Annotated in this window: 21 protein-coding genes and 1 tRNA gene; 8 read left to right on the forward strand and 14 right to left on the reverse strand. The window is 69.9% G+C overall.

Features of this window, described 5'->3' with window-relative positions:
• Positions 1-31: 31 nt before the first annotated feature.
• From ACT01A_RS17440 to ACT01A_RS17455, 4 genes are all read left to right on the forward strand, one after another.
• Positions 32-370 (forward strand): hypothetical protein, encoded by a 339-nt coding sequence (locus ACT01A_RS17440; protein WP_445148360.1) that lies wholly within the window; start codon positions 32-34, stop codon positions 368-370.
• Positions 371-568: 198 nt separating this feature from the next.
• Positions 569-877, forward strand: coding sequence for a hypothetical protein (locus ACT01A_RS17445; RefSeq protein WP_445148361.1), 309 nt, complete (start codon positions 569-571; stop codon positions 875-877).
• Positions 878-943: 66 nt separating this feature from the next.
• Positions 944-1,180 (forward strand): AbrB/MazE/SpoVT family DNA-binding domain-containing protein, encoded by a 237-nt coding sequence (locus ACT01A_RS17450; RefSeq protein ID WP_445148362.1) that lies wholly within the window; start codon positions 944-946, stop codon positions 1,178-1,180.
• 11 nt (positions 1,181-1,191) lie between these two features.
• Positions 1,192-1,587, forward strand: a complete 396-nt coding sequence (locus ACT01A_RS17455; protein WP_445152845.1) for a PIN domain-containing protein — start codon at positions 1,192-1,194, stop codon at positions 1,585-1,587.
• Positions 1,588-2,137: 550 nt separating this feature from the next.
• On the opposite strand, the gene ACT01A_RS17460 is transcribed toward ACT01A_RS17455, so the two are convergent.
• From ACT01A_RS17460 to ACT01A_RS17490, 7 genes are all read right to left on the reverse strand, one after another.
• Complete coding sequence (locus tag ACT01A_RS17460) at positions 2,138-3,790, reverse strand: DUF262 domain-containing protein (protein WP_445148363.1); 1,653 nt, start codon at positions 3,788-3,790, stop codon at positions 2,138-2,140.
• A 3-nt stretch (positions 3,791-3,793) separates the two neighbouring features.
• Positions 3,794-4,762, reverse strand: coding sequence for a hypothetical protein (locus ACT01A_RS17465; protein WP_445148364.1), 969 nt, complete (start codon positions 4,760-4,762; stop codon positions 3,794-3,796).
• On the reverse strand, positions 4,746-6,032 hold the full coding sequence (locus tag ACT01A_RS17470) for a DUF3696 domain-containing protein (protein WP_445148365.1): 1,287 nt from the start codon (positions 6,030-6,032) through the stop codon (positions 4,746-4,748). The genes ACT01A_RS17465 and ACT01A_RS17470 overlap by 17 nt, the downstream gene beginning before the upstream one ends.
• Before the next feature lie 285 nt (positions 6,033-6,317).
• A complete protein-coding gene (locus ACT01A_RS17475) occupies positions 6,318-6,827 on the reverse strand; it encodes a hypothetical protein (protein WP_445148366.1) in 510 nt (169 codons plus the stop codon).
• A 552-nt stretch (positions 6,828-7,379) separates the two neighbouring features.
• Positions 7,380-8,027, reverse strand: coding sequence for a phage integrase SAM-like domain-containing protein (locus tag ACT01A_RS17480; RefSeq protein WP_445148367.1), 648 nt, complete (start codon positions 8,025-8,027; stop codon positions 7,380-7,382).
• Between the two features lie 139 nt (positions 8,028-8,166).
• Positions 8,167-8,382 carry a helix-turn-helix domain-containing protein gene (locus ACT01A_RS17485; protein WP_445148368.1) on the reverse strand — a complete coding sequence of 72 codons (216 nt, stop codon included), beginning with the start codon at positions 8,380-8,382 and terminating at the stop codon, positions 8,167-8,169.
• 181 nt (positions 8,383-8,563) lie between these two features.
• Positions 8,564-8,636, reverse strand: a tRNA-Phe gene (locus tag ACT01A_RS17490).
• Positions 8,637-8,675: 39 nt separating this feature from the next.
• On the opposite strand from ACT01A_RS17490, the gene ACT01A_RS17495 reads away from it, so the two are divergent.
• Entirely contained in the window at positions 8,676-10,247 is a 1,572-nt protein-coding gene (locus ACT01A_RS17495; protein WP_445148369.1) for a hypothetical protein, read from the forward strand.
• Here the strand turns inward: ACT01A_RS17495 and ACT01A_RS17500 are convergent, their stop codons facing one another.
• The 7 genes from ACT01A_RS17500 to ACT01A_RS17530 form a co-directional block, all read right to left on the reverse strand.
• Positions 10,248-12,776, reverse strand: a complete 2,529-nt coding sequence (locus ACT01A_RS17500; protein WP_445148370.1) for a penicillin acylase family protein — start codon at positions 12,774-12,776, stop codon at positions 10,248-10,250. It lies immediately after the preceding gene.
• A 42-nt stretch (positions 12,777-12,818) separates the two neighbouring features.
• The gene (locus ACT01A_RS17505) at positions 12,819-14,606 is read right to left on the reverse strand and encodes a hypothetical protein (RefSeq protein ID WP_445148371.1); all 1,788 of its coding nucleotides are present in this window, start codon (positions 14,604-14,606) and stop codon (positions 12,819-12,821) included.
• Between the two features lie 75 nt (positions 14,607-14,681).
• A complete protein-coding gene (locus tag ACT01A_RS17510; protein WP_445148372.1) occupies positions 14,682-15,656 on the reverse strand; it encodes a M23 family metallopeptidase in 975 nt (324 codons plus the stop codon).
• Between the two features lie 120 nt (positions 15,657-15,776).
• A complete protein-coding gene (locus ACT01A_RS17515) occupies positions 15,777-18,056 on the reverse strand; it encodes a DEAD/DEAH box helicase (RefSeq protein WP_445148373.1) in 2,280 nt (759 codons plus the stop codon).
• A complete protein-coding gene (locus tag ACT01A_RS17520) occupies positions 18,057-18,509 on the reverse strand; it encodes a response regulator (RefSeq protein ID WP_445148374.1) in 453 nt (150 codons plus the stop codon).
• Positions 18,506-20,305: a CHASE domain-containing protein gene (locus ACT01A_RS17525; RefSeq protein ID WP_445148375.1), complete on the reverse strand. Its 1,800-nt coding sequence runs from the start codon at positions 20,303-20,305 to the stop codon at positions 18,506-18,508. Before ACT01A_RS17525 ends, ACT01A_RS17520 begins: the two co-directional genes overlap by 4 nt.
• Positions 20,295-21,401, reverse strand: coding sequence for an NAD(P)H-dependent glycerol-3-phosphate dehydrogenase (locus ACT01A_RS17530; protein ID WP_445148376.1), 1,107 nt, complete (start codon positions 21,399-21,401; stop codon positions 20,295-20,297). Before ACT01A_RS17530 ends, ACT01A_RS17525 begins: the two co-directional genes overlap by 11 nt.
• A 61-nt stretch (positions 21,402-21,462) precedes the next feature.
• Here ACT01A_RS17530 and ACT01A_RS17535 point away from each other — a divergent pair, with 61 nt between their 5' ends.
• The 3 genes from ACT01A_RS17535 to ACT01A_RS17545 all read left to right on the forward strand — a co-directional run bounded on the left by ACT01A_RS17535 (position 21,463) and on the right by ACT01A_RS17545 (position 26,138).
• Positions 21,463-22,659 (forward strand): FIST signal transduction protein, encoded by a 1,197-nt coding sequence (locus tag ACT01A_RS17535; RefSeq protein ID WP_445148377.1) that lies wholly within the window; start codon positions 21,463-21,465, stop codon positions 22,657-22,659.
• On the forward strand, positions 22,656-24,995 hold the full coding sequence (locus tag ACT01A_RS17540; RefSeq protein WP_445148378.1) for a putative bifunctional diguanylate cyclase/phosphodiesterase: 2,340 nt from the start codon (positions 22,656-22,658) through the stop codon (positions 24,993-24,995). Before ACT01A_RS17535 ends, ACT01A_RS17540 begins: the two co-directional genes overlap by 4 nt.
• 63 nt (positions 24,996-25,058) lie before the next feature.
• On the forward strand, positions 25,059-26,138 hold the full coding sequence (locus tag ACT01A_RS17545; protein ID WP_445148379.1) for a hypothetical protein: 1,080 nt from the start codon (positions 25,059-25,061) through the stop codon (positions 26,136-26,138).
• Positions 26,139-26,140 lie beyond the last annotated feature (2 nt).

Raw genomic sequence — 26,140 nt, forward strand, 5'->3', positions numbered from 1 at the left:
GAAGACGCGCCAGGTGTGGTCTCTTCCAGCCATGTCCCAGAACTTCGTGGACGGCCCCGTCGTCTCGTTCGCGCCCCGTGACCTGCGGATCAGGTATGAGCTCGAGACGGACTCCGGTTCCGTCGAGTGGGAGGAGATGGGCTTTCCCGCGGTGGATGCGTTCGTGTTCACGGCGATAGAGGCGGTCACGTCTGACCAGGTCGACGCCTATGACACGGTCGTGGAGGTCCTCGACTCGCCATGGCTCGCACGGGTCCTGGCGGACCGCCGCCATCCGCGGGCCGGATTGCGCCACTTCCGGATCTTCTTCGACGAGTACGGCGCCTTCGACGTCCTCGCCGAGGCGTTCGATCCGCCACCGCGCGCCTGAGAGGGGTGAGGGCGACCCTCGCTCACGGCAGCGGCGGCTCCTAATCGACGACAACGATTGGCGCGACCGGCGTTGGCTCACCTGCAACGCAGCGTTTGCGCCAGACGCGAGGGCACGAGTGCGCCGGCAGCGCGCAGCCTGCTGCTGGCCTGCGAGCTCGGGATCGCCTCGACGCGCCAGCGCCGCCGCGCGCAGCGCATGCTTGACCGCGATTCGGCGTTCCGCGGGCTGCTGCGCGCGATACGCCGCGGCCTGGACGACGTCGCCGCCGTCCTGCCGGTCCCAATCGTCGCCGACCAGCACGAGCGCTTCCGCCGACTGGTCGGCGCCACCGGCCGGCTGGACGAGCTGTGGGCCGGTGGACGTCATGCCTTTGAGCGCGTGGCGGGCCGCATGGTCCCCGGCAGCAATTTTGGTCGAGGCCGGTCTTGGTCGTGCCGGTGTGACGGCGCTGGGGGCAAGGCGGTGGCGGTCTGCGTGGTCGTCGGCGGCGCGGCGGTTGGTTGAGCGCCTGATCTACCGTCGGCTAACACGCTCGCCGTCCTCTGGGATTTGGCTAGTATCGTAATGGCAATGCGGGCATCGATCGACAGCGTGGGACGAGTGGTCGTCCCCAAGGCATTGCGTGACGCGCTGGGGCTGACGCCGGGCTCGACGGTCGACATCTCGCGCTACGGCTCGGGGCTTCAACTGGTCCCGGCCGGGCGCACGGCGCGACTGGTCGACGAGGGCGGCGTGACGGTCGCCACCGGAGCGACGGCGATCGGCGACGAGGACGTCTTCGGCCTGATCGACGCGGGGCGGCGGTAGCGGTTCTCGCGCTGGACACCAGCGTCGCGATCCCGCTGCTGGTTGCCACCCATCACGAGCACGATCGCGTTGTCGCCTGGTGGGCGGGCCGTGAGATCGCGCTGTCCGGTCACGCTGCTGTCGAGACCTACTCCGTGCTGACCCGCCTGCCCGGCGACTTGCGCCTCGAGCCCGCCGACGCCGCGCGGCTGCTGGCCGAGCGCTTTGCGCCGTCGCTGTTGCTGGCCCAGAAGACAACCCGCCGGCTGGCCGACACGCTCGCTCGCTTGGACATCTCCGGCGGCGCGGTCTACGACGCGCTGGTAGCCCTGGCGGCGGTCGAGCACGACGCCGAGCTCGCCACCCGCGACGCGCGTGCCCGCGCGACGTACGAGGCGGCCGGCGCCCGAGTCGTCATCGCGGCGTGACTCGCGCCACGCGCTGACCCGACGCCCTGAGCAGGCAGTGGGGCGATCACGCAGGGTGCGATGGCGGGCCGCCGATCCGAACGGCGAAGACCACTCCGAGGAATCGTGGCGTGCCCGGTTCGGGGGCTCGCCGACCGTCGCGCTGCGAGGAGCCCCGAGCGCGTCAGGGGCAAGGGATTCGTCACCGGTCGCCTGCCGTCTCGGGCTCGCTAGAGAACGATAGCTCGCCCGTTGCAGAGGCCGTGAAACGGCTCGATTAGGCCATGAATAGGCCACGGAATCCGAAAGTGGCGCTTAGGCGCTCAATTACGGCGCTCTGCAGGCAAAGGGAAAGGCGCCGCTTTGCGGCGCCTTTGGCTCATGGCGAGTCCCGGACTCGAACCGGGGACACCACGATTTTCAGCAGCGCTGAAGTGCTTAGTAGTGACTCGGCTCAGTGGGTGATTGGCCTGCATCTGCGGTGATTCTGCTCACGCACCCAACTGGCCGGTTTCGGCTCGTTTCGGTCGGGCTTGTTTGCGCGATGTTTGCAGCTCAGACGCGGCCAGCGCTAGTTCGTGTCGATGTCGGCGTCGCCGACGAGTTCAACTGACGGCACAATGCCCAGTTCTCCCATGAAGACACGCTCGCGCTTTGCCATCGCCTCTGCGCGAAGCTCGACGAAATCGTTGTCTCTACCCATGCGGAGAGCTTCGAGAGCGGCAGCGGGGATGCATTGGCTCTCAAGGATGGACGCTTCGGCAAACGGATTGAGATCGATCAATGCGCGCTTGACGGAAACGCCACGCGGCGTCGGGAACATGAGGCGGTTGGCAGGGCTTGAGCCTGCCGGGTTCGACGACGCGACCACGTGTCGAAACGCTCCCGTGTCGGCTTCGCTCAAGATCTCGAACGGGTCTAGTGGGTTGCCTTCAAGGTCGTGGGGCTCGGGAAACTCTTGAAACAGCCAGATCAAGAGTGTCCGCACGCGAGCACTGCGCATGTCAAAGCGGTCCGGGAAAGGCCTGGCCCGCTCGTCGATGGGAATCGCCGAGATTTCGGCCTTGGCGAAATCGCGCATCTCCATGAGGGAAGCCTTGACCTGCGTGGTGTTTGCTCCCGCGAAAAAGCCGGACCAGGAGGTGACCCAGAACCACCGGCGAAGCTCAGAACGCCGGGCGTCCTCTGGATCTGGATCGAGTGAGAAGAAGGCGGCAAGCAGCACGAGCTGGATGGCATAGGGAAGCAAGCGATACTGCCTGACGCCGACGTCGTTCTTCAGAAACTCAACGGCCAGGTAGAGCGCCCGTCCAGACTCTTCGATCGCCGGCTGAAGCTGCCCCTGCACTCGGCGTGCAAGCTGTTCCCAACTCGTGCGCAGAATGTCATCCTCGCCCATCACGGCAAGAAGCGCGCGAAAGATGTTGATGGAGTCGACGCCGGTAAAACCCTGGAGAGCTAGGTCGTCCTGAATCGCCTCAAGTTGATCAGCAAGGCTCTCGCCTTGCGTGTAGGTGAGGGCGGAGACCATCAGGTCCGGTGTCATCGACGTGCCGCTGCTGTTAAGCCGAGAGAAGACGTCGACGGCCTGGTCCAGTGTGCCGCCGACGAGGCGGACAACGGCGACCTTATATGACTTGAGATGCTGAGCGATCTGCTCCGCGTCGTCGATGTACTGGGTCAAAAGGGCGGGGTCTGCGTCGTCCTGCAGACGCCGTGCATACGTCAGGAAGTCCATTGTGCGCAACACGTGACGCATCGGGAGCCAGGTCGCTGGCGCAGGGGCGGCCGAGCGCACGTGGCGATAGTTATTGCCGCCCTCTGCTTCTCCGCGGGTTAGGTCCCGGTAGACCCACCACATCCAGTCACGTTGTTTGTCTGTCGGCGGCGACTCCCTTCGCCAGAGGCTTCCAAATAGCGTCGAAAGGCGCTGGTGACCGTCCAGGATGTAGGACACGTTGCGGCCGTCTGGGATGGGCGGAAGGCGAATGTCAGCAACGCTGTCGAGGCTCTCAAGTTCAGCGTCTGTGTCCCAGACGAGCAGACTGCCGATCGGGTATCCGCGCTCGATGCTGTCGAACAGTTCCAACATTTGTTCCGGTCGCCAAACAAACGGTCGCTGAAAGCGCGGGACCCGGAGTCGGCCAGAAGCGATCTCGTTCAGCACATCTTCAAGTAGCAGCACTTCGGGGCGTACTGAAATCTCAGGCTGGGTAGCGGCCATGACTCAGAGTGCTCTCTCGATCTTGTTCAGCAGGTCTTCAAGCTCTGCTCGGGCGTTAGGTGCCACCGTCGCGAAGTCGCTCGGCTTAAGGGACGCCTCGGCCGTCGACACACACTCAAGTGCGCTACTTCCGAACCCGCCGACCAGACGGACGCGATCGCTTTCTGAGACCGAGGCGTACAACGACGCTTGGGAGGCAGGGACTTCTGGCCCGTTTGCGCCCATCCGAAACCCGTTCTTGAAATCCAGGTGTCCACGTTGATCGACGGTAAGGCCCTTCAGCGCTTCAAGCTTCTCGCTCAGGACACGACGCTGGCCGCGCACCACGCGGATCGTCGTCAGCGCTTTGGTCGGTATGTAGTTCTCTGCCTCGCGCAGCTCGAGGATGTGGACGTGAACCCCGTCCGGGGCCAGGCGGGAGGCGATGTGAGCATTGGGCGATTGCACTCCCGGGGTCATTCGATCGCTGTCGACCACCGCGACCACGCGCTCCAGGTGGTGGAAGTGCTGCTTGGCGCCACGTGCGACCGAAACGACGCGGCCGGTACCACCTGCATGCACGAACTCAAGCCATCCTCTCTCCAGAGCCTGTGAGAGACGGCTTCGCCCGAAGATCCTGAAGAGCGAGCCGAGGAAGGCGCCATCGGCCTCGCGATCCTCGACGACTAGGCAAGCTGACCTGGAGAGGTCGGCGACGAATGCGCTGAGGGTTGCGGCCGTGACAGATGGCGCCCGCCGTCCGACACTGGGCGCTGAATACGCTGCGGCGACTTGAAAGCTGCTCTCGGCGAGAAGGGTCAGCGTCTGCGACTCGTCGGGAAGCTTGTTCTCGAAGTAGCGCGTCGCCGCGTCGGCTGTGTCTGGTGTCGCGAGCCATTCATGTTGCCCATTGGCGATCAGCCGCACGAGAGCTAGGACCTCCATCGCCGGCACCACGAGCGCGAACACGTCGACGTCAGTCTTGATCCGCATCCGGCGCCGCGTTGATCTGGGCGTCGACTAGAGCGCGTGTTTCCTCGTAGTCCTCCGAAAAGACGCCCGGCGGCCAGTGATCGACGTTGCCCAGTTCATCGAGCCCGATCTCTGTGAGATGGGCAGAGGTCCCGTCGTGCTCAACGAAGTACAGGCCGACGTTGGCCGGATCGAGCCCTTCTGCGATCCGGCGCCGAACTCGAAGAATGAACGTTTCGCTATGCGTCTCGATTACATACCGGCAGCGGCTCGTCTCGACTCCTGCGAGGTATAGGTCGGCAAGTGAGGCGTGAGCAGCAGGGTGTAGATGCAGCTCTGGTTGTTCAACGATCTCGAGCGTGGGACGCGAGGGCGGCGTCTGTGTATCGCGCGCTCGCTGAACGAGAATCGGTAGTGCCTGTGCAATGCCGGTGCCCGTGTCCGCCAAGTTGATTCGAACTTCAGGTTCGGCCTGCGCCGCAAGTACGATCGAGTACAGATTCTCTAGCCCGGTGCTGCTGTCGATATCGATAGCCCAGGTCGGCGCGGCGGCATCCGCGAGGTGTTGATTTACGAGACCGAGCAGGCTGCTGTCGCCCAGGATGCGATCGGCGGCTAGGAGGGCTGGGGCATGCTCGCCTACGACCCCAACGGCATCGGGTGTCCGCGAAGGGAGCTGGTAGAAGCGCTTAGGCTTGTCGCGGAACGGTCCGACGTAGCGGAGGTCATCAAAGTCGTTCCGGATGGTCGCGATGAGCCTTGTGACTTCGTCCGTGGCGTCGCCAGCCAGTTTTTGCGGGGCGACAACTGGGAGCAGGCCTGCGAAGTCGATCGGACCCTCAAAGGTCTGACCGTGGGTGCTCACGTAGGTTCGCGCTTCGGGCTGAGGAGCCTTTTGGTCCCACTTGAAGCCAAGATGCACCCCGCTCGCTCTCAGCTCGAACGAGCTGACGAGCTGCGAGCGGGTCTCAGAGATGTTCTGGACCGTGACGTCCAACGAGACATCTCCACGGTCAGACTCGAACTCGAAACTGAGCGAGACACTGCCGTGAGGGCGATGTCCGCGAATCAGCTCTGTGAATACCGTGCCGTTCTCCCAGTTGAGCGATTCCAGGTCGAGCGGTGCGGCGGAACTTGTGCGGAACCCTGTAGCGGCGATGAACGGCAGCCGAGCAAGAGCGCTCTTGCCGGCGTTGTTGCGTCCCAGCAGGATCGTCAGCGGTCGGAGGCCAAGGGTCTGACGATCGGCGAAGCATCGATAGTTCTCCACCGAGATCGAGCGCAGAGGCACGGCTCGATCCTACGCGACTGTCTGGGCCTGCAGAGCGTCCCTCCGCTGGCTGCGCCAATACGCGGCTCCGGTCCGCGCTCCTATCAGGCAGCGAAGGCAAGTTGTAGGTCTGGACTATCAAGAGGACTAGACAGGGTGGGGTAGCTCCGGCGGTGGTGGTCCGTCAAGGTCACCCTTCGGGCGCGCTTCGCGCGGTCCTGACGGACTTCCCTTGACCGACCAGTACCGCCTCCGCTGTGAGGGCGGCTAAGAGGGGCTGCGCCCCTGACCCCGCCGGTCGGGGCATCACCGGTGGGCGGCGGGACAGGGGAGGTCTGGGGGTTTTGTGGGCCGATCTCTATCCGATCGTGACCCCGATCTGCCGTGGATCGGGGAGCGCTGCCGCTCGCCCTGCAAATCGAGGGTCTGGGCGGCGGTCCGGTCGGCGTCGATGGCGGCGCGGATCGAAGCGGCTTGCTCTTCGGTGGTGGCGGCGTCGAGGAGGTCGAGGCGGTTGATGTTGGTGACGCCGAGGTCGAAGCGGCAGCGGCGGAGCTGGTCGATGTGGCCGTCGGTGAGCGGGACGTCGACCGGGCCGGCTGAGGCGTCCGGGGACCAGCCGATGGCGTCGAGAACGGCGAAGGCGTCGCGGTAGATCACCGAGAGCGCGTGCTGGGCTTCGGGGCTGAACTGCGGCAGCTCCTCGAAGAAGTAGTGGTTGGCCTCCAGGACGACGAGGGTCTGGTGGCGGAGGACGTCGGCCGTGGACGGGTCGACGGCAACGAGGCAGGCGTGGTTACGCTGCTGGGTGCTCATGGAGTTACTGCTCCTTGGGCCGTGCCCCCGGTCGTTGGTAGCGACGCGGGGGCGATTTGTTAAGGATGTTGAGTTGTGATGCTAGCTGATGGGTCGGTTGGGTTGTCAAGGTGCTAGCGCGATAGCTAGCTGCCTAGCACCGCGTCGAAGAAGCTCGCATCGCCGACGCCTGCGTCAATGAGGTGGACGTACTCCTTCAACGTGTACGCGGGCGAGTGGTGGCCGAGCCACACCTGCACCTGCTTGGCGTTCTTGCCTCCGCCGCCGTGCTCGACGGGTGCGAAGAGGAGCGAGGCGCAGGTGTGGCGGAAGGTGTGCAGCGTGACCCACGGGAGCCTGCGCGGCGCGCGGCGGGGCCTGGCACCTTCGACTGCAAGTTGTTGCGGTTGAGGCGTGTTCCGCGTGTGGAGGGGAAGACGAGTTGGCCGTCGGAGTCGGGCGGCTGGATGGTGGTGAGCCTGCGGACGAGGCCTGGTGAGAGTGGGATGTCGCGCTTGCCGTATCGGGTCTTCAGCTCGCAGACGCGGTTGTCGGCGAACTGCCAGCGCAGCTTCACGTACGGACGGCCGGTGAGGATGACGTCGCGGCCCCAGCGCAGTTCGCTGACTTCGACCGATGCGTAGGCCGGTGTATGCCATGAACTCGAACAACAACTGCCAGCGGGGTGGGATCTCGACGACGACGCGGCGGAGCTCGTCGATGGTCATCGTGCGCTTCTCGATTGCCCGCGGGCGCGCCGTCGTCGTCCTCGGGCACGGTGACGCGGACGCCGGCGGCGGGGTTGTGGCGGATGACGCCTTCCTCCATCGCGTCGCCGAGGAGCGCTCGGAGCACGGCGATGTGCTGGCGGATCCACGACTTGCCCAGCAGTCGGCCGGGACGGCGTGGGTCCTCCTGCTCGTTCATCCAGCGGACGAAGGCCTTGACGTCGCGGGGTTCGATCTCGGCGAGGCGGAGACGGACGCGGCCGTCGAAGTAGGGGATGATCCGCGCTTCGAGCATCTGCGTGTAGGCGCGGCGCGTCGAGCCACGGAAGCCGTTGGATGTGCGGCCCTGGTAGTTGACGATCCACTCGCGGGCGTAGTCGCCGAACGAGACGCGGGAGAGGTCGCGCAGCTCGCCGCGGTCGACGTCGACCTCGGCGGCGAGCTTGCCACGGTGCGCCTCGTCGTAGGCGTCGACGGTCTTCCAGCGCTGCACGCCCGGATCCTGTAGGCGTACACGTACTTCTTGCCCCGACGATAGACGCCGGGCGTCTTGGTCTTCTCCAGCGATGACTTCTTCGCTGCCATCTCGGCTCCCTGGGTCGGGACCGAGACGAGCCGAAGGGCGGGAGCGCTCACGTTGCGCTGCCGCCTTCGATCCAGGCGTCGAGGTGCGAGAGCTTGAACAGCGGCCGAGATCCCTCCTTGCGGTGCGGGATGGTCCGGCGGCTCACCAGGTCGTAGATGCGCTGGCGCTTGCAGGCGAGATGGGCAGCGACCCGATCGACTCCGACCCACGGCTCGGCGACGGGCGCGGAGGCCCGGAGGCGAGCGGCCGTCTGCTCGACCACACGTCGAGAAGCTCGGCCGGGAAGGGAATCGAGACGTCGTCCATCGCCCGATCAGGGCGCGGCTGCGTGCCGTCTCCGACGACCTGCTGTTTGCAGATCTGTTTACACCCGGCGCCGAAGGACGTTCCGGCGCACTCCGCCAGAACGACGAAAGCCCTGCAAACGCAGGGCTTCTCGGCGATGGCGAGTCCCGGGCTCGAACCGGGGACACCACGATTTTCAGTCGTGTGCTCTACCAACTGAGCTAACTCGCCGTGGCGCGGAAGGGTACCGCGAAGGGTAGGGTCGCGGCGGTGAGGCGGTGGGTGGTCGGCGGGGTGGTCGTGGCGGTGGTGGCCGTCGGCGTTGGCGTGTGGCTGCTTGCGCGTGGGGGTGGCGGTGGTGACGCTGAGGTTGGGGATCGGCGGGCGGCGGCGTTGGCGTTCGCGCCGGCGAGTGCGGAGGTGGTGTTCGAGCTCGACGCGCAGAAGGGGTCGGCGCAGGGGGCGCGGCTGAGGGATCTTTCGAGGACGTTCCTGGCGGCGCGGTTCGCGGCGGATGGGGTGCGGTCGGCGATGCGCGGGATCGGGCTGGATGCGGATGCGGATCTGCCGTCGCTCTTGGGCGGGCCGGTGGTCGCGTGGGGGCCGGCGGCAGCGGTGAAGGGGCTGAGCGCCAGCGTGGCCGGGTTGGCGCTGGACCTGCCGGCGCTGGCGAAGGCGGGGGTGACGGCGGCGGTCGTCGGGCAGTCGGCCGATGATGTCGGCGCGGTGTTTCGCCGGGGCGTGGATGAGGAGCGGTTGAAGCGGACCATGGCACCGGCGCAGGGCGTAGAGGGGTACGCGCTCGCGAGCGGCGGCGGCGGCGACGGCGCGGTGTACGGCCGGCGCGGTGCGGAGGTCGTGCTTGGCGGCGATGCCGCGGCGGTCGCGAAGGCGTTCGCGACGCGCGACGCGGCCGCCGGGCTGGCGCCGCGCACCTTCGACGAGCGGCTCGGGCCGCTCGCGCGCGTACCTGCGCTGGTCAAGGCCGCCGGCCCGGCGCGGCCGCTGCTGGCGCCGCGCGCCAACAACGTGCCGTGGGTCAACGCGCTGCGCGAAGGCTCGCTCGCGGTCACGCTCGAACGGCCGGGCGTCCGGGTGCGCGTGCACCTCGCGACGGACCCGGCGGTCACCCCGGAGCAACTGCCGCTGGCCACCGGCGCACAACCGCCGCGCCCGGCGCCCGGAATAAAACCGATCCACCTGGCTCTACGGGACCCCGCGCAGGCCGTGAAGTTCTTCGACGACAACAAGGACGCGCTCGACCTGCCGTTCGCGAAGTCGCTCGCCGACGCGCTGAACCAGCTCGACTCCGTCAAGGGACCGCTGAAGACCTTCGGCCGGATCGACGTGGACGACATCCTCGACGGCCTCACCGGCACGGCGACCGTCACGCCCGAGGCCATCGGCAAGGTGGCGGTGCGGGCGGAGCTGACGACAGGCGGCGAGCTGACCACGGCGCTGAACCGCCTGACGGCCGTGCCTGATGTCGCGCTGGACATCGCGGGCGTCAAGCTCAACGTCAAGCGCGACGGCGAGGCCTACATCATCACCGACGACGGCAAGCCGGTGGTCAAGCTGGCCGTGCTCGACGGCGTGCTGGTGGTGACCAACGACCAGGCCGTGAGCCTCCAGGCGATTGCCGCGCGGAGGCCACAAGCAGCCAAGACGCCAGGCGCCTTGTCCTTCCACCTCGGCGCCAAGGCCCTTCAGGACGAGCTCATCCGTCGGCTCAAGCTCCCGGCCTTATCCAGGCTGGTGCTGGGCGGCTTCGGCGACGTCGACGGCGGACTGCGGGTCGAACGGGGTGGCGCCGATCTCGACGCCACCCTTGCGCTCGACTAGCTACTGACCGAAGGCCATCACCTGATGGATGCCCGTCGGCTTGTTGGTGTACTGGAACGTCGTCAGCGGCAACGGCGAGAACGAGATTGTCGCCGCCTTCTCCGTCCACTTCGACGGGTCCGCGCCCTGCTTGGCCGCGATCGACTTGCCGGCCTTCGCCAGCGCCGACCACAGCTCCGAGGAGCACTTGGAGACCGAGCCGTCACCGCAGTACGTCAGGTGGTACTTACCGGCCACCTTCTTCTTCAACAAGGTCCGCAGGTCCTTGTCCATGTACTGGTGCCAGCCGCTGTACTGGCCGCCGGGCGGCAGGTCGAACCGGGAGATCCGGCCCTCAAGCGACTTGCACAGCCCGCTGCCCAGCCGGTCGCACAACCCGGCGTCGGTCAGGCCCTTCCAGGCCGTGTCGAGGATGACAGCGCCCGGATCGTCGACGTTGCCGTCCAGGTTGCGGTCGACGCGCGAGCCGCCGGCGGCGTACCAGGCGTCCAGCCGCGCCACCAAAGCGGTGGACTGCGCGTCCGGCGCCTTGCCCTTGGCCAGCATCGCCTTCAGCGTCGGCCAGAGCTGCGTGATCCGGACGTCCTCCGTGGCCCCCGCGTTGGCGGCCGCCAGCACGTTGGCCAGCGTCGCCTTCGGGTAGCGCGCCAGCTCCGAGTTCAGCATGTCGACGCGCTGGATCCCGCCCTCGTTGCCGAAGCGGTCGTCACCGGCCGGGAAGTCCTTGGCCGGCTTGTTGTTCCAGTTGACGATCATGCCCGATGACGGGTTGGTCACCTGCGGGTGCTTGGCCTTGGCCAGCTCGCCCGTCCATTCGTACTTGCCCGAGCCGTCGACCGGCAGATCGCCGTTGACGCCCTTGGGACGCGTCGGGATCGCGCCGGACGTGTAGAACGCCGACTCGGTCGCGCTCGCGTAGAACGAGTTGAACGTCTGCGGCGACTTGGCTGCCGCGTTGATGAAGTCCTTCGCCGAGTGCACGCGCGAGTACGTCATCTGCTGGTTGAAGAGCTGGTCGACGGTCTCACGGCCGTACGACGAGCGCTTCTGGGATAGCGCCACCTGCTTGCCCGTCGACCGGTCGGTCGCGTAGCCGATCACCGGTCCGTGGATGGTCCGGTAGAACGTGGCCTTGCTGGTCTTGCTCCCGCCGACCTTGCCGATCGTGCCGGCCTCGACCTTCTCCATCTTCAGGCACTTGCCCTTGTAGGAGTACTTGGTCTTCGACCCGCCGCAGAGCTTCTCGGCGTAGGTGTCGATGATGTCGGCGCCCGCCGAGGTCAGCGACCACGCGTAGCCGACCCCGTGGCCGATCAGCATGTAGCCCGGGAACGGCGCGCTCGTCACGCCTTCGACGTTGATCGACGGCGACGTCAGCTGCATCTCCATCGTCAACCCGGGGTAGTTGAAGCCGATCTGCGGTCCGCCGACGAACAGCGGCTTGCCGGTCGCTGACTTCGACCCGCTGACGATCAGGATGTTCGACGCGAGCTGACGCTTGCCGGTGTTGGCGGCGTGCGCTGCCGCGGCCGAGGCCTTCGCGTCGGGCAGCTTGATGTAGGAGTTCTTGAACGACCCGCTCTTCAAGCGCACCATGCCGGACGGCTTGGAGACCGACACGGACGGCAGCTTGGCCGACTTCGACGTGGTGTACGTCGCCTCCGGGTCGTTGCGCGCCCGCAGGTCCTCGAACGCGCCATCGCCCTTCTTCGTACCGAGCTTCGAGCGAAGCTGGTCGAGGAACAGCGCGTTGTCGACCTCCTGGCCGCCGCCCTCGCCCAAGAACTGTGACTTGATCGCGTTCAAGGCGTAGAGGTCGATCCGGGTGAACTTCGGCGACGTCGGCTGCGCCACCTGCATGCGCGCGTTGATGCCCGCCAGGTAGGTGTCGATGTCGTTGAGCAACTGCTTGCCCTGCGCGCCCTGCTTCTCGATGGCGGCGGTCTGCAGCTTCTCCGCGGCCGCGGAGACCTTGGCGCTCGGCTTGTAGTCATACAACCCGAGGACCAGGTTGATGGCCGGGACGCCCGGCATGTCGATCAGGCCCGCGACGCCGTTGTAGCGCGCCTGGTTGAGCAGCAGCGACTGATCGGTCGCCACCGCGTAGCCGGCGCCGAAGATCGCGCCCGCATCGGTGTCTGAGTAGATGTGCGGGACGCCGTAGGTGTCGCGCTTGATCCGGGCGCTCACCGCGCCGGCGCTCGGCGACGTGCCGCCGACGTTCTCGCTCGTCACGAACGACGCAGAGCTCTCCGGCAGCAACGCGGCCGACTTGTAGTACCCGGTCCCGTCGGTGCTCGGCTTGAGCACGTCGTCGGTGATGTCGCGGAACAGCGGGGTGATCCGGTCATACATCTTGGCCTGCGTGTCCGCCGGCAGGATGCCGGGTGCACTGGCCCACGGGACGCCGGGCGCCTCGTTGCCGTGCGGGACGATGTTCAGCTCGGTGTCGGCGAAAGCCGTGCCGGCCGGAATGGAGGCCGCGAGCGCAAGCGTCGCGGCCAGGATGACGCGCTTGGACAGCAGCACGTGTTGGACCCTCCTCCGTCAAAAATGGGACTGGCGGAGACGTTACTTCACAAGGGCTGCAATGGGTTCCGGCGCTGCGGAATCAGGCGCGGGCGTGACAGAGCGCTGACGACGACGGCGACCACGCAGGGCGGTGGCGGCGAGCGCGACAACTACCAGGAGACTGAGCGCGCTGATGATCCGCCCGACGGCCAGCGGGCCCGGCGTGGTCGGTGAGACCTTCGCCGCCCAGCGTCCATCCGGGCCGGTGGCCTCGACGCGCACGATCGCCATCCCCACAGCGTCGCGGCCCGCGAGCGACGCGCCGCCGGTGACCTTCGCGTAAGGCGACCACGCGACCTGCACCTGCACCAGCGTGCCCGCGGGCTGGTCGCCGCCGATCGTGGCGACGTCGGAGGTCAGCGGGTCATCGATGCCGATGCTGGCGGCCGCGGAGCTCGCATCCGCGGTCGGCCGATAGTGCACGCGGAACTGCGCCGGGGTCAGCAGCGCCGCCGACGCGAACGCGGGCGGCACGTCCTCGGCGCGCGCGTCGGCCTTGCGCGGGGGCTTGACGTCGCCCAATGGCGACGCGGCCTGGCCGTCGAGCGCCACGTAAGCCCCGAACGCCAGCTGCACCGCGACGGCGGCGCCAAGCACGGCGACCGCTCTCCGGCCAACAGCACCGCCGCCCAGCGCCCGCATCGTCACCGCCGCGCCCAGCGCCACGATCAGGGCGGCGTAGGTCAGCAGCCGGAACGGGAACTGGACGATGCGCGCCTGCGGCGGGAAGTGCAGCCACCACGAAGGGTTGGCGACGAGCACGATGATCGCCACCCCCAGCACCGCCAGCCCAGCGACCGCGGCCAGGACGCGGCCCGGCACCGGCCGCCGCCGTGCCACCAACACCGCGAACACGCCGATCGCCCACAGCAGCACCAGCACCGGTAGTTGCGGGTGGATGTGGCGGTCGCCGTCGGCGATCGCCGCGGGCACGTGCGGCCAGGGCGTGAGTTGCGAGGTCGCGCCCGTCCCGCCGGAGAAGTCCGCGAGCGTCGTGTCGTTGAGCTCCGGCTGGGCGATCAGCGTGTCGCGGCCGTACCAGAGGTTGGGCAGCAGCCAGGCGGCGGTCAGCCCGATCCCGAGCGCGGCGGCGGCGACCGCCCGCGCCAGCGCACCGCCCAGGGGCACCGCGTCGGCCGGGCGCAGCGGCAGCAGCGCGAGCAGCAGGAGCGGCAGCAGGATCGCCGACACCATCAAGGTGATGTTGTGGGTCCCGGCGACCACCGCCGAAGCGCCGAGGATCGCGATCAGCCCGCCGGTGTCCCGCGCGCCTGGGCGCCGGAAGACGACCGCCAGCACCCCGGCGAACAGAACCGCCGCGGCGTTAGCGGCGACGAGCTCCGCCCACGCGCCGCGGTCATAGAGCGTGCTGATCAGGAACGGGGTGGACGCGAACGCGAGGCCGGGCAGAACGGCCGTCGTGCGCGAGAGCCCAAGGGTGCACGCCGCCCACCAGACGCCGAAGTAGCCGCCGACCATCGCGCCGACGGTCGCCCCGATAAACACCGGCCACGCGCCGAAGAGCGCCGCCGGATAGGCGAGGACGCTGAGTAGCGGCCCCGCGTAGTACACGAAGTACGGGTTGAACGTCCCGGTCTCCAACTGCAAGAACAAGGTCGGGAACCCCGTCGCCGAGACGTGCGCGGCCTGCCGGCCCAGGAACCAATAGGGGTTGGCCCATTCCCACCACGCGTTCTGCCCCACGACGAACGGCAGCGCGAGCAAGGCCACCAACAAGGGCGGAACGACGGCGATAAGGCGGCGAGAGGACCGGGCGCCGAGGGCCATCGCGGGAGTGTCATGGCGCAGATGGCGCGCGCGCCAGAGCCAGGCGGCTCAATCCAGCTGACTCTTGTGGCGCGCTCAGCGGTCCCAGGCCTGTAGCTGCGCCAGCGGGTCGATCGCGTGCGAGGCCTTGTCGCGGCGCCAGCCGCCGAGCCAGATCTCGAAGTGCAGGTGCGGGCCGGTCGCGTCGCCGGTGTGGCCGACGCGGCAGAGCTGCTGGCCGGCCGGGATCGTCTGGCCGACGGTCACGGCGAAGGTGTCCTTCTGGCAGTGGGCGAAGAAGAACGAGCGGCCGTCGGCGGCGTCGACGGTCAGGTAGTAGCCGGCGGCGCTCGCCTGGTAGTCGCGGGCGACGACGATGCCGGCCAGCGGCGAGACGACCGGTGTGCCCTCGGCGGCCAGCACGTCCTGGCCCTCGTGGGTGTGGCCGGTGCGGCCGGTGCCGAAGCGGGCGTCCGCGCCGCCGAAGCTGTGGGCGCCGGCGACCGGGAAGACGCCGTCGTTGGTGATCCCCGGGTCGGGCACGGGCGTCGTCGGCGCGACGACCGGCGGCGTGGTCGGCGGCTTGGGCGCGGGCGGAGCGGGCTTGGCCTTCACCGTCAGCGGCGCCTTGCCGGACGCCTTCGCGCGGCGCAACAGCTGGCCGCCCGCCGGGCCGGAGGCGTGCAGGGAGACGATGTAGCGCCCGGGCTTCAGCGCCGCGGAAGACGGCCACGCCGGGTGCAGCAGGCGACCGGTGCGGATGCGGCCGAGGGGCACGGTCAGCACGCTGCCGCCCGAGCCCTTCAACGGCCGGAACACCACGCGCGCCGTGACGCGCGATACGCCGCGTTGGTCGACGCGCACCGCCAGCTTCGGTGCCGTTCCCGCGGTCAGCGTGTGGCGGCCGATCCGGAACGTCGTCGCGATGGGGTGCGCCGCGCTCGGCCGCCCGTTGGGCTGGCCGAACTCCGCGCCACCGGACCGCGGGCCGGCGGACGCCTCGGCGGCGCCGACCGACGGCGCCGAGGCAGCGGCCGCTGACGCCGGCAGCGCGCCGGCGAAAGACAGCAAGAAAAGAGCGATGGGGCGCTGAGAGGGGAAGCGCACGCTCCAAAAGGTCGGCCACGAACGATCGAATCACCGGCGTGCACCGGTTCTTGCGCAGCTTTGAGCGGCTCCGCTGCAGCTTCGTTAGCGATCCAGCATGCGCCGCAACATCTCGCCCGCGCCGTCCTTGGCCAGCGGATCGTTCAGATTGCCGCACTTCGGCGACTGCACGCACGACGGGCAGCCACGCTCGCAGCGGCACTCGGTGATTAGCCGGTAGGCGTCGGCGACCAGGCGCTCGAAGCCGATGAAGCCCTGCTGGGTGATCCCCACGCCGCCCGGGTGGCCGTCGTAGATGAAGATCGTGGGCCCGCCGGTCTGCGGGTGGATGTTGGTGGACAACCCGCCGATGTCCCAGCGGTCGCACATCGCCAGCAGCGGGAGGACCGCGATCTGCGAGTGCTCGACCGCGTGCAACGTCCCCAACAACAGCTCCAGCGGAAAGTCCTCCGCCAACAGCGAGGCGTCGGGCTCGTACCAGAGCGCCTGCGTGGTGAACGTCGTCTCCGGCAGATCAAGGCCATTGAGATCGATCGGCTCGTGATCGGGCAGGCGCTTGCGCTGGTAGGCCACGACCGTCTCGCTCACCGAGACCATCCCGAAGGACAGCGTCACCCCCATCGTCGACCGGCGATCGAGAAGGCGCTCGATGTAGGTGTCGGTCTCCTTCTTGGGCTGCGTGTAGTAGTTGCCGCCGAACGGCTCGACCAGCGCGCGCCGCCCGTGGACGTCCAGCTCACGCACCGAGTAGGAGCGACCCATGTGCAGGTAGATCGCGCCGTCGTGGACGGTGGTGAACGCGCGCGCGGCGTCGACCGATCCCAGCAACTCGCCGCTCGACAGGTCCACGACCCCGAACGCGTCCGGCGAGCCCGAGCGCAGCGACACCCGCGCGGCGGGGTAGTCCTCGGGCTTGCGCAGCGCGAAGGACCCGCCGCGCTGCACGAAGTGACCTTGGGCTTCGAGGTGCTCGCAATGAAGGCGCACCCGCGGTCCGAGCGTCTCCGCGTCGCGCTCCGGGACGATCGGGAACTCGTGCGCCGCGCAGAGCAGGTGCGGATCGTGGATCTGCTCGTTCTCGTAGTTGATGATCGCCGCTTCGACCGGCCGCCCGAGGAACTCGTCGGGGTGGCGGCAGAAGAACTGGTCCAACGCGTCCTCACCGGCGATGTAGACCGCGAAGCCGCGTCCGCGGCGCCCGGCGCGTCCCCACATCTGCTTCAAGGAGGCAACGGTCCCCGGGAAGGTGACGACGACCGCAGCGTCCAACGCCCCGATGTCGATGCCCAGCTCCAGGGCGTCGGTCGTGACGACGGCCAAAAGGTCGCCCGAGACCAGCCGCGCCTCCAGCTCCCGCCGCTGCTGGGGCGTGTAGCCCGCGCGGTAGGGCGCCACGCGATCGCGCAGCGCTGGATGCGCGTCGGCCAGCTGGTCGGCCACCAGCTTGGCCACCAACTCGACGCCCTTGCGCGACTTCACGAAGCAGATCGTCCGCGCGCCGCTGACGACCAGGTCGCGGACCATGTCGGCCGCCTCGCCCAGCGCGGACCGTCGCGTCTGCAGCGCCTCGTCGGTCAGCGGCGGGTTCCACATCGCGATCTCGCGCGCGGCGCCCGGCGAGCCGTCCTCGTCGATGTGGGCGACGCCCTCGAGCCCGGTCAACCCCTCCGCCAGCTCGACCGGGTTGGCGATCGTGGCGCTCGCCATCATGAACCGCGGCTCCACGCCATACGCAGCGCACACCCGCCGCAGCCGCCGCAGCACGTTGCCGACGTGCGACCCGAAGACGCCCCGGTAGACGTGCGCCTCGTCGACCACGACCACGGCCAGGTTGGCGAAGAAGTCGCCCCATGCCGCGTGGTTGGGGAGGATCCCCATGTGCAACATGTCCGGGTTGGTCAGGATCAGGTTGGAGCGCTTGCGGATCGCCGTGCGCTCCTCCCGCTTGGTGTCGCCGTCGTAGATCGCCGGTCGCACATGGCGTCCTAGCCGGAACGACGCGATCGCGCGCGCCTGGTCCTGCGCCAGCGCCTTGGTCGGGTACAGGTACAGCGCGCGTGCCTTGGCGTCGGTGCAGAGCACGTCGAGCGCCGGCAGGTTGAAGCACATGGACTTGCCCGACGCGGTCCCGGTCGTCACCACGAACGGTGACTCCGGGAACGTCTCCCACGCGACCGCCTGGTGGCGGTAGAGCTCCGAGACGCCGGCGTCCCGCAACCCCTTCAACAACGTCGGATGGACGTCGTCGGGCAGCGGTGCGAGCACCGCGCGGCGCGCGCCCTCGAAGGCCTGCCGGACCAGCCGCTCGTCTTCGCGCCCCTCGTCCAGGAGCGCGCGCCAGGGCTCGGCCGCCGCGGTGGCCACTTAACCGGACGACGCGGGCAGCGTCGCGACCCGCAGCCAGAACTCGCGGAAGGCGCGCACCACGTCGAGGTAGCTCTCGAACGCGGTCGGCTTGGTGACGAACGACGACGCGTGCAGGTCGTAGGCGCGCTCGACGTCGGTCGACGTCTGGGAGGTCGTGAACACGACCACCGGCAGCCGGCGCAGGCGCGGGTCGACGTCCTCGCGCAGCGCGGTCAGGACCTCGAAGCCGCCCATGCGCGGGAGGTTGAGGTCCAACACCACCAGGTCGGGCCGTTCGGCGCTGCTGAACGTCCCTTCGCGGCGCAGGAACGCGAGCGCGTCCTCGCCGTGGCGCACGACGTCCAGCGCGACCGCGGGCGCGCTGTCAGACAGCGCCTCGCGCAGCAGCTCGACGTCGGCCTCGGAGTCCTCGACCACCAGCAGCCGATGGAGCTCGGCGGTGCGCGTCATCCCTCTTCCCCTTGCAGCGTGACGTAGAACGTGGAGCCCGCGCCGGGTTCGGATTGCACCCGGACGCTGCCGCCGTTGCTCTCGACGATCTTCTTGACGATGGCCAGGCCCATCCCCGTTCCAGGGTACTCCTCGGAGGTGTGGAGTCGCTGGAAGAGCCCGAACACCCGCTCATAGAACCGCGGCTCGATCCCGATGCCGTTGTCGGAGATCGCGATCTCCCAGCGGCCGTCGCCGGCGCGCTCGGCGTGCGCCCTCACGACCGGCGCCACGCCCTCGCGCTGGTACTTCAGGCCGTTGCCGATCAGGTTCTGCAACATGGAGGTCATCTCGCGCTGGCGTGCGCGGACGGTCGGCAGCGCATCGCGCTCGACGGTCGCGCCGTTCTCGGAGATCGCGTGCTGGAGGTTGGCGACCGCCAGGTCCCAGACCGCGGCCAGATCGACGGATTCGGCCTCGTCGCGCGTCGAGCGGCCGGTGCGCGAGTACTCCAACAGGTCGGTGATCAGCTGCGACATCCGGCCCGCGCCCTCGGAGACGAACCCCAGCCACGAGTGCGCGCGCTCGTCGAGCTGGTCGCCGACGCGGCTCTCCAGCAGCCCGACGTAGGACGTGATCGTCCGCAGCGGCTCCTGAAGGTCGTGCGAGGCGAGGTAGGCGAAGTGCTCGAGCTCCTCGTTGGAGGCGCGCAGCTCCGCCTCGCGCTCGCGCAGCTCGACGGTCATCTCGTCGGCGAGCCGGACCGCGCGGCGCCGGGCGGTCGCCATCGCGTGCAGCAGCGCCGCGGCGAGCAGCGAGACGAGGATGCCGGCGACGCCGATGACCCACGGCACGGCGCGCTCGCCGGTGCTCAGCGACGTGCCGTTGCGCGTGTAGACGACCGCCCAGCGGCGCCCGGCGACCTCGAGCGTGCGGATCCGCGTGTGGTCGGCGTCGCCGTCGCGGGCGGCGGTCGCACGGCCGGGGCGCAGGTCGAAGGCGACCGCGCCCTTGGCGAGGTGCGCGCGGTTTGGAGCCGTGGCCGACGGGCCGTTGTCGTAGATCTCGACGTCGGAGTGCCCGAGCGCGCCGCGCAGCAGGTTGTCCATGCGGAACGCCGCGTAGACGATGCCGCGCCACTGCCGGGGCGCGCCGGTTTCTGACGGCGGGGCGGCGTAGACCGGGACCATCAAGTCGATGCCCAGCGACGAGCCGGGCGAGCGGACGAGCTGGATCGGCGCGGTTGCCGCGGGCTCGCCGGTGCGGCGGGCCAGTAGCGCGGCGCGGCGGCGGTTGGCCTCCGAGAGGAAGTTGAAGCCGAACGTGGCGCGGTTGGGCGGCGGCTCGATGTGGTCGCTGAGCAGCGCCTCCTGGTCGTCGGGCTTCAGCGCGGGATAGGGCTCAAAGCGCGGGTACTTGATCCCGGACGCCGCGATGTCGCGCCGCACCTCGCGCACGTGTGCGGCCAGCCCGGCGCGCGGGACGTAGGACGCAAAGCCGATGGACTGCACGCCCGGGAAGCGGCGCGCGACGTCCTGGTCGGCGAAGTAGTTGTGGAAGTCGCGGTAGCTGACGTCGTCGGAGGCGTTGTAGAGGCCGGCCGCGCCGCGCAGGATCTGCTCGTAGTCGTTCATGCGGCGGTCGATCGCCGCGGCCGCCGTGTCGGCGTCCTCGCTGAGCTGGTCCTGCTCGCTGTCGTGCAGCCGCGCCGCGGTTGCGTAGGTCGCAATCGCGGTCAGCGCGAGCAGCGTGATCAGCAGCAAGGCCGGAGCCCAGCGCGCCAGACCGCCACCGCTGTCGGATGTCTCAGGCGCCATTGGCCTCTGGGCGCTGCCAGCGCGCGCGCAGCCGCTGCCAGAAGCCGCGCTCGACGCGGGGCGGGCGCCAACGTGCGGGCGGCGGAACCGTCGTACGCACGAGCGCGACCCAGTCGTCCAGCGGCAGCTCGCCGCGGATCAGGCGCGACAGCCCGCCCGTCACGGGGGCCTCGACGCCGGCGTGCGTGAGCGCGCTGGCCAGCAGCGGCACGCCCTCCATCGCCTCGACCGCCTGGCCGATCCGCTCCGGGATCTCGCTCGCCGGGACGCCGTCGGCCAACAGCTCGCCCGCGCGCCGGTTGCGCGACTGCGGCGCCAGCGCGGTGGCGACGAGGTCGCCGGTCCCGGCCAGGCCGATCAGCGACTCAGGCCGCGCGCCGAGGCCCTCGGCAAAGCGCCAGACCTCGGCGAAGATGTGGCCGGCGGCGGCGCCCGCGGCATTCAGGCCTTGGCGCTCGGTCGCGCCCGCGGCCAGCGCGGCCGCGTTCTTGGCGGCGCCCGCCAGCTCGACGCCGACCGGGTCGTTTGAGGCCTCGCAGACGACGCCGGCCTTCTGGAAGAACGAGGACAGCGCCAACGCCAGCTCCTCGTCGGCCGACGCGGCGACCAGCCCGGCGCCCTCATGGACCATCTCAGCCGCGTGCGCGGGGCCGCCGACACAGGCCACGCGATGCGCACCGAACTCGGCGGTCAGCAGCAGCGTCGGCGGCGTGCCCAGCGGCGGGACCAGGCCCTTGGCCAGCGAGACGACCGCGGCGCGTCGCGGCAGCCCGGCGGCGGGGAGGCTGGCGATGACCTCGTCCAGCCCGCGTGACGGGACCGCGAGCAGGACGTAGTCGGCGCGCGCGAGGCCGGCGCCGACCGCCTCGACCTTCAGCGGCTGGGGCAGTTTCACGCCCGGCAGGTAGGCCTGGTTCTCGCGGTCGGCGTTGAGCCGCTCGGCCTGCGTGGCGGTGCGCGCCTGGAGCGTCGTGCGCACGCCGCCGCGCGCCAGCAGCACCGCGATCGCGGTGCCGAACGAGCCCGCGCCGACCACCACGGCGCGCCGGGCGCCGGGGGTGGGCAGCGAGAGGGACGGCCGCGGGCGTTCGGGCACAGACGCGGAGCGTATGCGTTCGCGGCGCGTGGCCGCCCTCAAAGGGCGCTGGGTCCGGCCGATGACCTTGGCTATGGAGCGCGCCGAGGCAGGGCTTGAGCGCGCCCGCCGCTGCCGCTCGGCAGTCGTCGGTCGCTCTGCTCATACGGATGCAGCATCTGCGGGGCGTGAAGCCGCGAGCGCCGCGCTGGCCGCGCACGACGACGTCGGCCTCTTGCTCGTCTTCGCCTCCTCCGACTTCTCGCTGGACGCCGTCGCGGCCGGGATCGCCTCGGTGATCGACGGCGCCAACATCCCCGTGATCGGCTGCACCACCGCCGGCGAGCTCGATGCCGACGGACCGGCGCAAGGCACCGTGCAGGTCCTGGCGCTCGGCGGCGAGGGCTTCTCGTTCTCGGCGACCGCCGTCAGCTCCGAGGCCGACCCGCGTGACGCGGGCGCCCGCGCGGCGGCCTGCGTCGGCGACGTCGCCGACGCGCCCCACCGCGTCCTGCTGCTGCTCTCCGACGGCCCGAACGAGATCCAGCCCGAGATCGTCCGCGGCGCCTACTCGGTCGCCGGCGCCGGCGTCCCGCTCGTCGGCGGCCTGGGCGGCCATCGCGCGTCCCGCGGCCGCGCCGCCTTGTTGTACGGGAACGCCGTCCTCGACGCGTCGGTGATCGGCGTGGCCATCGGCAGCGACGCGCCGATCGGCGTCGGCGTCCGCCACGGCTGGCGCCCGAGCGGCGAGCCGATGCTCGTCACCCGCGTCGCGCCCGGGCGGATCGTGGAGCTCGACGGCCGCCCCGCGGCGGAGGTCTACCGCGAGCGGATCGGCGCCGACCCCGCGCTGCCCGTGCCGACCGAGACCACGCTCACCCACCCGCTCGGCATGCAGCGCCGCGTCGGCGAGGCGCACGCGCGCTGGGTCGATGACGATGGCGCCGCGGACGGGTCCTTGGCCGGCGTCGTGCCCGCGGGCGCGCTCGTCTGGCTGATGGAGTCCGACGCCGACGGCGTGACCGCCGCGACCGACGCGGCCTGTCGCGAGGCGCTCGACGCGCTCGGCGACGACGCGCCCCTGGCGCTGGTCGCCTTTGACTGCAACGCCCGGCTGCTGTTCCTCGGTGAGGACGGCGCGCGCGGCGAGGTCGCCCGCCTGGCGCAGCACGCGGGCTCTGCGGCGCTGACCGGCTTGTACACCTTCGGCGAGATCGCGCGCACGCGCGGGACCGCCGGCTTCCACCAGCAGACGCTCGTCGTGCTCGCGCTCGCATGATCGACGCCGCCGCCAGCTGGGGCCCGCAGCAGCTCGCCGAGTTCCTCGGCGCGGTGTCGGACTGCGCCGACGAGCGTGACGCCGCCCGCGAGGGCGTCGAGCGCGCCGCCGAGGCGCTCGAGGCCGAGTGCGCCGCGCTGCTGGACGTGCGCGGCACGATCGTCGCGTCGGTCGGCTGGCCGCGCTTCGACGTGCCCGAGCGGCAGTTGGTGGCGGTCGCCGCGGGCGATGTTGATGTCCTTGTGGTGCCCGGGTCGGGCTCCTGTCCTGCGGTGAGCGTCCCGCTCGGCGACGATCGCAGCGCGCCGCGACTGATCCTGGCGCGCGCCGGGGCGCCGTTCACCGGCGAGGAGCGCACGCTGCTGCGCGCGATGGCGCGCGGGCTGGGGCTGACGATCCGGCTGCTGGAGACGATCGCGGGCGAGCGGGCGCTGCGCACGCGCGCCGACCTGGCTGCTGCTGAGAACGTCCGGCTGCTGGAGACGCTGCGCAAGCGCCAGCGCGTGTTGGAGGCGATGGCGCGGATCCAGCGCGCGATCTCCCGGCGCGAGCCGTTGCAGGGCGTGCTGGAGACGATCGTCGGCGCGGCGGGCGAGCTGCTGGGCGACGACGCCCCGGCGCTGCTGCTGCGCGACGAGGAGGACCCGGACTGGCTGATCGTCGCCGCCTCGCGCGGGTACCCGGACGGGCTGGTCGACCGCGGCATGCGGCGGCGTCCTGTTGGTGTAGGGGTTGCTGGGCGCGCAGTGTCCGAGGGGCGATTGATCGTCGCTGAGGACTACGGCTCGGCCCCGGATGCTTTGGATGCCTTCGTGGCGTCCGGGATGTCGGCCGCGATGGCCGCGCCGGTCCACGAGGACGGGCGCGCGATCGGCTCCTTGATCTTGTCGTCCTACCGGCCGGGGCGCGTCTTCTCGCGGGCCGAGCAGGACATGTTGTCGTCCTTTGCCGAGCACGCGTCGCTGGCGCTTACCGACGCGCGGCGCGTGGACACCATGTTGCACCAGGCGCTGCATGATGCGTTGACCGGGCTGCCGAACCGGGCGCTGTTCACCGACCGCATCCAGCACGCGCTGTCGCAGGGGCGGCGGCGCGGCACCGAGTGCGGCGTGATCTTCCTGGACCTGGATCGCTTCAAGACCGTCAACGACTCGCTCGGCCACGCGGCGGGCGACGAGCTGCTGGTCGCGGTGGCGCGGCGCATCGACGACTCGCTGCGGTCGAGCGACACCGCGGCGCGGTTGGGCGGCGACGAGTTCGCGGTCTTGTTGGAGGACTTGAGCGGGCCTGAAGAGGCGGTGCTGGTCGCCGACCGGATCGGGGCGGCGTTGTCGGCCCCGGTGGTCGTCCAGGGGCGCGAGGTGTTCGTGAAGGCGTCGGTCGGCATCTCGGTCGGTCGCGCGGGTGCTTCCGAGCTGCTGCGCCAGGCCGACGTCGCGATGTACCGCGCCAAGGCCGAGGGCAAGGGCCGCGCGCGGGTGTTCGAGGAGTCGATGCAGGCCGAGGTCGTCGAGCGGCTGGAGCTCGAAGGCGAGCTGCTGCGGGCGATCGAGCGCGACGAGATCGACGTGCACTACCAGCCGGTGATTGCGCTCGACGGCCAGACGCTGGCCGGCTTCGAGGCGCTGGCGCGCTGGAACCACCCCACGCGCGGGCTGGTGCCGCCGCCGATGTTCATCCCCTTGGCCGAGGAGAACGGCTCGATCGTCACGCTGGGGCGTCAGATCCTGCGCACCGCGTGCCGTCAGGCGGCGCGGTGGCTCGATGAGTTCCCCATGGCCATCGGCGAGGCGCCCCGGATCATGTCGGTGAACTTGAGCGGGCGCCAGCTCGAGGACCCCAACATCGTGGCTGACGTGGCGGCGGCGCTGGTCGACACCGGGCTGCCGGCGTCCTCGTTGGTGTTGGAGATCACCGAGACCGTGCTGATGCACGACACCGAGGCGACGATCGCGCGGCTGACCGCGCTGAAGGCGCTGGGCGTGCGTCTGGCGGTCGACGACTTCGGGACGGGTTACTCGTCGCTGCGCTACCTGCGGCGGTTCCCGATCGACATCCTCAAGATGGCCAAGCCGTTTGTTGATGGCCTCGATACGGGCGACGACGAGGGCCGTGCGCTGGCGCGGGCGATCGTCGAGTTGGCCACGTCTTTGAAGCTCGCGTGCATCGCCGAGGGCATCGAGGCGGGCGCGCAGGCCGACGTCCTGCACGAGCTGGGCTGCGGCCTGGGGCAGGGCTATCACTTCGCGCGGCCGATGGACTCGGTGTCGATGACCGCGCTGATCGCCGAGCCGGCGGGGCGCGGGTTCGCGATGCCGTCCCGGTCGATCGACTAGTTCTCGGGCGCAATACGGAGAAACGCGTAGGGCCACTCAGCCTTGCGCCGGTAAGGTCGCGCCATGGCACGGATGCTCCGGACGGCGATGGCGCTCGGCGCCCTGATGGCGCTGCCGACGAGCGCGGGCGCGTTGACACTGGGGACGACCCAGCGGCCGACCGCGTTCCCGTCGCTGCGCTGCGACCAGCCGAAGTGGGGCGTGCCGCACGTCTACTACCAGCCGGTCTCGCTCCCGTCGCTGCCCTCGTCACGCGCGCCGTCGGGTGGGTCGATCACGTCGTGGTCGACCCAGCAGTTCGGCGCGGGCGACCCGGGCGGGACGATCGCGCTGGCGATCGTGCACCCGACCGAGGCGGGCATCACGGTCACGGCCTACGACACGCAGCTGCTGCCCGCCACGATCGGGCGCGACGACCTGGTGTTCACGCCCACGCGGCCGGTGCCGATCGCGGGCGGCGACTTCATTGGGATCTGGGGGCCCGACGACCACTCGGGGTGCATGTACAGCGGCGGCGAGCAGACCGAGGCGGTGGCCTTTGGGCCGATGCCGACGCTGGCCTCCGGCGCGAGCACGACCGTCAAGCAAATGAGCTGGAACCGGGCCGACGTGGCGGCGGAGATGGGCGGGCCGCTGCCGGAGGACCCCAAGCCGCCGGCGCCGGATCCGACGCCGACGCCGACGACGCCCACCGCGCCGGGTGCGCCGATCGCCGGCGCGGCGCCGCCCGCGGTCCCGCCGATCCCGACGTTCAGGCCCGACGGGCGGCCGCTGGTGAGCGTCGGCAAGGGCGGCGACGTGACCGTCGACACCGGGCAGAACGTCGGCTGCTCCACGCCGGGGCCGTGCATCGTGATCTCGACCGCGGTGACCTACTACGGGACGGGTGGCGTGGAGGCGGCGCGCGTGGCGGCGAAGGCGAAGCCCAAGCGCAAGAAGGTGACGGTCGGGACGCGGCGCTTCACGGTCCCGGCGGGCGGCAACGCGGACGTGACGTTGAAGCTCAACGCGACCGGGCGCAAGGCCTTCAAGAAGGCGGGCAAGTTGAAGCTGTCGATCACGACGACGATCAAGCAGGCGGGCGCCAAGGACGTGGTCAAGGCGCGCTCGATCACGATCAAGGCGCCGAAGAAGAAGAAGTAGGT

Source organism: Baekduia sp. Peel2402 (assembly GCF_052567285.1).

Bases quoted from the DNA above. Each gene is read 5' to 3' on its own strand.
- ACT01A_RS17440 (WP_445148360.1), top strand. From the start codon at position 32: ATGTCCCAGAACTTCGTGGACGGCCCCGTCGTCTCGTTCGCGCCCCGT.
- ACT01A_RS17445 (WP_445148361.1), top strand. From the start codon at position 569: ATGCTTGACCGCGATTCGGCGTTCCGCGGGCTGCTGCGCGCGATACGC.
- ACT01A_RS17450 (WP_445148362.1), top strand. From the start codon at position 944: ATGCGGGCATCGATCGACAGCGTGGGACGAGTGGTCGTCCCCAAGGCA.
- ACT01A_RS17460 (WP_445148363.1), bottom strand. From the start codon at position 3,790: ATGGCCGCTACCCAGCCTGAGATTTCAGTACGCCCCGAAGTGCTGCTA.
- ACT01A_RS17465 (WP_445148364.1), bottom strand. From the start codon at position 4,762: ATGCGGATCAAGACTGACGTCGACGTGTTCGCGCTCGTGGTGCCGGCG.
- ACT01A_RS17475 (WP_445148366.1), bottom strand. From the start codon at position 6,827: ATGAGCACCCAGCAGCGTAACCACGCCTGCCTCGTTGCCGTCGACCCG.
- ACT01A_RS17505 (WP_445148371.1), bottom strand. From the start codon at position 14,606: ATGGCCCTCGGCGCCCGGTCCTCTCGCCGCCTTATCGCCGTCGTTCCG.
- ACT01A_RS17520 (WP_445148374.1), bottom strand. From the start codon at position 18,509: ATGACGCGCACCGCCGAGCTCCATCGGCTGCTGGTGGTCGAGGACTCC.
- ACT01A_RS17525 (WP_445148375.1), bottom strand. From the start codon at position 20,305: ATGGCGCCTGAGACATCCGACAGCGGTGGCGGTCTGGCGCGCTGGGCT.
- ACT01A_RS17535 (WP_445148377.1), top strand. From the start codon at position 21,463: ATGACCTTGGCTATGGAGCGCGCCGAGGCAGGGCTTGAGCGCGCCCGC.
- ACT01A_RS17540 (WP_445148378.1), top strand. From the start codon at position 22,656: ATGATCGACGCCGCCGCCAGCTGGGGCCCGCAGCAGCTCGCCGAGTTC.
- ACT01A_RS17545 (WP_445148379.1), top strand. From the start codon at position 25,059: ATGGCACGGATGCTCCGGACGGCGATGGCGCTCGGCGCCCTGATGGCG.